At 64.4% G+C, this 5,889-nt stretch carries 4 protein-coding genes; all 4 read right to left on the bottom strand.

The window, feature by feature from the left end; genetic code table 11:
- The coding region (gene garD / locus N5D48_RS25490) for a galactarate dehydratase (RefSeq protein ID WP_279888857.1) at window positions 1-1,551 on the bottom strand (1,551 nt) is incomplete at its 3' end.
- Window positions 1,552-1,629: 78 nt separating this feature from the next.
- Window positions 1,630-2,985 carry an MFS transporter gene (locus N5D48_RS25495; RefSeq protein WP_279888867.1) on the bottom strand — a complete coding sequence of 452 codons (1,356 nt, stop codon included), beginning with the start codon at window positions 2,983-2,985 and terminating at the stop codon, window positions 1,630-1,632.
- A 100-nt stretch (window positions 2,986-3,085) separates the two neighbouring features.
- A complete protein-coding gene (gene kdgD / locus N5D48_RS25500) occupies window positions 3,086-3,997 on the bottom strand; it encodes a 5-dehydro-4-deoxyglucarate dehydratase (RefSeq protein WP_279888868.1) in 912 nt (303 codons plus the stop codon).
- Window positions 3,998-4,442: 445 nt separating this feature from the next.
- Window positions 4,443-5,252 carry a type 1 glutamine amidotransferase gene (locus N5D48_RS25505; protein ID WP_279888869.1) on the bottom strand — a complete coding sequence of 270 codons (810 nt, stop codon included), beginning with the start codon at window positions 5,250-5,252 and terminating at the stop codon, window positions 4,443-4,445.
- Window positions 5,253-5,889: the final 637 nt, after the last annotated feature.

A 5,889-nucleotide genomic window follows, 5' to 3' on the forward strand; every position in this document is an offset into this window, starting at 1 on the left:
AGTGATCGGTGCTGGATTGAACAGGGTGATGTCGTTGTGCAGGCCATGCTGCTCGGCCCAGGTGCGCTTGCGACCGCTGGCGACATCGAGGTAGTAGTGGAACAGCTCCCAGCCCAGTTCCTCGATGCTCGCCCGGCCGCTGGCGATGCGCCCGGCGTCGATGTCGATCAGGTCCGGCCAGCGCTGGGCCAGTTCGCTGCGGGTGCAGACCTTGACCACCGGTGCCATGGCCAGGCCGTAGGGTGTGCCGCGGCCGGTGGTGAACACGTGCAGGTTCATCCCGGCGGCCAGCTGCAAGGTGCCGCAGACGAAGTCGCTGGCCGGGGTAGCGCAGAAGATCAGGCCCTTGCGCGTGACTCGTTCGCCCGGGCCGAGCACGCCCTGGATGGCGCCGCTACCGGACTTGACGATCGAGCCCAGGGATTTTTCGACGATGTTGGACAAGCCGCCTTTCTTGTTGCCCGGCGTGGTGTTGGCGCTGCGATCCGCGGCGCCCTGCTGCAGATAGCGGTCGTACCAGTCCATCTCGCGTACCAGCGCCTCGGCGACTTCCGGCGTTTCGGCGCGGGAGGTGAGCATGTAGATGGCGTCGCGCACCTCGGTGACTTCCGAGAACAGCACCGTGGCGCCGGCGCGTACCAGCAGGTCGGCGGCGTGGCCCAGGGCGGGGTTGGCGGTGATGCCGGAAAAGGCGTCGCTGCCGCCGCACTGCATGCCCAGGATCAGCTCGCTGGCCGGCACGGTTTCGCGGCGGCGCTGGTCGAGCTTCTTCAGGCGGGTTTCGGCCAGGTCCATGATCTGTTCGATCATCTCGACGAAGCCCAGCGAGGCGTCCTGCAGGCGGTATAGCCAGGGCTCGCTGAGGTCCACCGACGGGTCGTCCTCGTGCATCACCTGGCCGGCCTGGAGTTTTTCGCAGCCCAGGCTGATGACCAGCGCCTCGCCGCCCAGGTTGGGGTTGCGCGCCAGGTTGCGCACGGTGCGGATCGGGATATAGGCATCGCGGGCATTGATCGCCACGCCGCAGCCGTAGCTGTGGGTGAGGGCGACCACGTCATCCACGTTGGGGTATTTGGGCAGTAACTCGCTGCGGATGCGCTTGACCGCGTGGTCGAGCACGCCGGTCACGCATTGCACGGTGGTGGTGATGCCGAGGATGTTGCGGGTGCCGACAGTACCGTCGGCGTTGCGATAGCCCTCGAAGGTGAAGCCTGCGAGGGGCGCCTGGGCGGCGGGCACGGCGTCGCAGCGCGGCAGGCTGTCGAGCTCGGGAGCGGCCGGCATCGCCAGTTGATCTTCCTTGACCCAACTGCCCTGGCGCAGGTCTTCCAGGGCATGGCCGATCACCTGGCCATAGCGGCGTACTGCCTCGCCCCGGCGGATGTCCACGCTGGCGACCTTGTGGCTCTGCGGCACGCCCTCGACCAGGGTCAGGCCGTCGGCGAAGCGCGCGCCTTCGCCCAGGCCGCCGTCGTTGACCACTACCACGACATTGTCGTCGGGGTGCAGGCGCACGTAGCGGGGCGACTCGGAATGTTCGATCAACTGCATGGTCAGGCCCTTCTTGTCGTTTCTCTCAGGCTTCTTGTGCGGATGCCGGCGCCCGGGCAGGGCGCCGGCGTGTTTCACTCAGTGGCGCGAAGCGGCAAGTTCAGCGGTGGGGGCCGCTGCCTGCTGCGGGTCGTCCTTGAGCTCGATGCGCTTGATCGGGCCGACGATCACCAGATAGCTGAACACCGCCACCAGGGCATTGGCGCCCACATACACCAGGGCCCACTTGAACGAACCGGTAGCGCTGATGATGTAGCCAATGACGATCGGCGTGGTGATCGAGGCGATGTTGCCGAAGGTGTTGAACAGCCCGCCCGACAGCCCGGCGATCTGCTTGGGCGAGGTGTCGGCGACTACCGCCCAGCCCAGCGCGCCGATGCCCTTGCCGAAGAACGCCAGGGTCATGAAACCGACCACCATCCACTCGGCGTCGACGTAGTTGCAGAAGACCATGGTGGTCGACAGCAGCAAGCCGCAGACGATCGGCAGCTTGCGCGAGAAGGTCAGCGAGTTGCCGCGGCGCAGCAGCCAGTCCGACAGCACGCCGCCGAGCACGCCGCCGATGAAGCCGCACACCGCCGGCAGCGAGGCGATGAAGCCGGCCTTGAGGATGGTCATGCCGCGTTCCTGTACCAGGTACACCGGGAACCAGGTGAGGAAGAAGTAGGTGATGGCGTTGATGCAGTACTGGCCCAGGTAGACGCCCAGCAGCATGCGGCTGGTCAGCAGCTGCTTGATGTAGCCCCATTTCGGGCCGTCGTTGCCGCGTTTCTGGTCCATGTCCACCAGGCCGCCGTTGCGCTCGATGTGCTCGAGCTCGGCCTGGCCGATGCGCGGGTGCTGGCGCGGGTTGTAGATGGTCTTGAGCCATACCGCCGAGAACACGATGCCCAGCGCGCCCATCACCACGAACACATGTTCCCAGCCGAAGGTGAAGACGATCCAGCCCATGATCGGCGCGAACAGCGCGGTGGCGAAGTACTGCGCCGAGTTGAAGATCGCCGAGGCGGTGCCGCGCTCTTGCGTTGGGAACCAGGCCGCGACGATGCGCGCGTTGCCGGGGAAGGATGGCGCTTCGGCGAAGCCGACCAGAAAGCGCAGGGTGAACAGCGTGACCACCGCCCAGGCCACCGGCAGGCCGCCGACGAAGCCCTGCAGCAAGGTGAACAGCGACCAGGTGAAGATGCTGAAGGCATAGACGTTCTTCGAACCGAAGCGGTCGAGCAGCCAGCCGCCGGGGATCTGCCCGGCCACGTAGGCCCAGCCGAAGGCGGAGAAGATATAGCCGAGGGTGACCGCGTCGATGCCCAGGTCCTTCTGCAGGCTGGAGCCGGCGATGGCGATGGTGGCGCGGTCGGCGTAGTTGATGGTGGTCACCAGGAACAGCATCAACAGGATCAGGTAGCGCACATGCGTCTTTTTCGTCGCTTGCATGCTGGTTACTCCCACTCGTTATTTTTATACGGGGATCGGTTGTGGGCCGGAGCAGGCTGTCCTGCTCCGGCGGCGGCATCGGCAGGCCGCGGGGGCTCGCTTACTGCGGGCCCATCTTGTCCATCAGCGCGGCGAGCATCTCGTATTCCTGCGCGGTGAGGTCGGTCAGCGGCGTGCGCACGGGGCCGGCGTCGTAGCCGGCGATCTTCGCCCCGGCCTTGACGATGCTCACGGCATAGCCGGCCTTGCGGTTGCGGATGTCCAGGTACGGCAGGAAGAAGTCGTCGATCAGCTTGGCCACGCTGGCGTGATCGTCACGGGCGATGGCGTGGTAGAAGTCCATCGCGGTCTTCGGCACGAAGTTGAACACCGCCGAGGAGTACACCGGCACGCCGAGGGCCTTGTACGCCGCAGCATACACCTCGGCGGTGGGCAGGCCACCCAGGTAGCTGAAGCGATCGCCCAGGCGGCGACGAATCGACACCATCAGCTCGATGTCGCCCAGGCCGTCCTTGTAGCCGATCAGGTTCGGGCAGCGCTCGGCCAGGCGTTCCAGCAGGTCGGCGTTCAGCCGGCAGACGTTGCGGTTGTACACCACCACGCCGATGTTCACCGCCTTGCACACCGCCTCGACATGGGCGGCGACGCCGTCCTGGCTGGCTTCGGTGAGGTAGTGGGGCAGCAGCAGCAGGCCTTTGGCGCCCAGGCGCTCGGCTTCCTTGGCGTATTCGATGGCCTGGCGGGTCGAGCCGCCAACGCCGGCGAGGATCGGTACCGATGTGGCGCAGGTGTCGACGGCGGTCTTGATCACCTGGCTGTACTCGCTGGCGGCCAGGGAGAAGAACTCGCCGGTGCCGCCGGCGGCGAACAGGGCGCTGGCGCCGTAGGGGGCAAGCCATTCCAGGCGCTTGACGTAGCCGGCCGGGTTGAAGTCGCCATGGGCGTCGAAGTCGGTGACGGGGAACGACAGCAGGCCGTGGGAGAGGATGGATTGCAGTTCTTGTGGGGTCATTGTTGTAGGCATCCTGTGGCGCTTGGAGGAGGGGGAACCAAGGTGAGAGGTAAGTTATCGTACAACTTGCACGATGGCTAGTCCCCTCTGCACAGAATTTTGAATCCGTTTCAGCGATGACAACGCAACCCCTGTAGGAGCGGCCTTGTGTCGCGAAAGGGCCGCGCAGCGGCCCCAGGATTACAGCGTCTAAGCCACGATCGCCGGGGCCGCGCTGCGGCCCTTTCGCGACACAAGGCCGCTCCTACAGGGGAACGCGTGAGCCTACCGATTATTTGGCAAGGCACTGTTGTCGTATGACTTGTAGGAAAAAAAGATCGCGGAGACAGGCACAAGCCCGCCGCCCGCTTCCACGGGAAGTGTTCTGGGACCAGCAGAGGGTGACCGGGGAAACGGGGGCGGTATTGCACCGCCCCGCGATCAAAGCTAACGAAGCTTCGCTGGGTCAGGCGGCCTGGTTGCGCTTGACCTGGGACTTGCGGACCTGGGCGCGGCAGGCGTCGCCGAAGGCCTGGAACATCTTGATCGAATCAGGGTTTTTCGCCGCCTGCCACTCCGGGTGCCACTGCACCGCGAACAGGAAGGGCGAGAGGCTCGGGGCGTGGATCGCCTCGACCAGGCCGTCTTCGGCGTGGGCGATTGGCTCGATGCCGGCACCCAGGTTGCGCAGGCCCTGGCCGTGCAGGGAGTTGACGCGGATCTGGTCGGTGCCGAGGGTATCGCGCAGCCAGCTGCCTGGCTTGATCTTCACGCTGTGCACCGGGGCGTACTGGACTTCGACCGGATCTTCAGGGTTTTCCCGGTGGTCGTTGAAGCCTGGCTCGGCGTAGACCTTCTGGTAGATGTCGCCGCCGAGGGCCACGTTGATTTCCTGCATGCCGCGGCAGATGCCGAAGATCGGCAGGCCGCGCTTGATCGCCGCCTTGACCAGGGGGATGTCGAACAGGTCGCGGTCTTTGTCCTGGCCTTTGCCGGGGGTCTGGTTGTCCTGGCCGTAGAGGGTCGGGTCGATGTTGCTGCCGGCACCGGTCAGGTAGACGCCGTCGGCCATGTCAAGGTAGGTCTCGAGGTCTTCGGCGCCGCAGCAGGTAGGCACCAGGACTGGGACGCAGCCGGAGAATTCGACCAGCGGGGTGATGTATTTGTGGGTCATGACCTGATAGTCATGGCCTTTGCGCTCTTGGCTGCCCATGGTCATGAGGACGACGGGTTTGCGCAGGGAGGGTTGCTTGCTGCCAATGTTGCTGTTGGACATATGTCACCTTGGGACAGGTCATGCCTGTCGTTGTTGTGCAGGCGCACGGCCGGGGCCATGTGTGCTGCCTGGAGCCCCGAGCACTGCCGGCTCGCCTTGCGGGCGATGTCGGTCGGGGCCTGACTCATAGCTTGCCAGAGCCGTTCGATATGTCAAACGAGTGGCGTGGCGTGCAGGCGCCTGTTTTCGGGGGCTTTAGGGGTTGGAGGCCTTTGGTGACAAGGGTTTGGCGGGGGCTTAGGTCAATAATATTTAACGATGCAGTCGGGTCTTTGCGTTGGTGCAATGATCGTGCTTGGCAGGCTCGTCGAGGTCTTGGCCTCGTGACCGCTCATTGACCTTGGAGTCGACATATTTCCCGTGTGCTGTTTTATGCTGGGGCTATAGTTATTCTCAGGTGTCGGTTATTAAGATGAGTAGATCCCATCACGATATTTCCGATAACCACATTCAAAAATCTTGATCTTGATCTTGATCTTGATCTTGATCTTGATCTTGATCTTGATTTGCTTCTAAGCGCGCGATAGTTCAGGCGCCGCCAATTGCGACTTCAGGAGGCCGAGCGGAGTTCTTGCGGAGGGAGGTGACGGGCATGGATGCCCGTCAAGCGCTGCGCCCCAGGATGGGGCGTTCAGCG

It is taken from the genome of Pseudomonas sp. GD03858 (genome assembly GCF_029840925.1).
Classification (GTDB): Bacteria; Pseudomonadota; Gammaproteobacteria; order Pseudomonadales; family Pseudomonadaceae; genus Aquipseudomonas.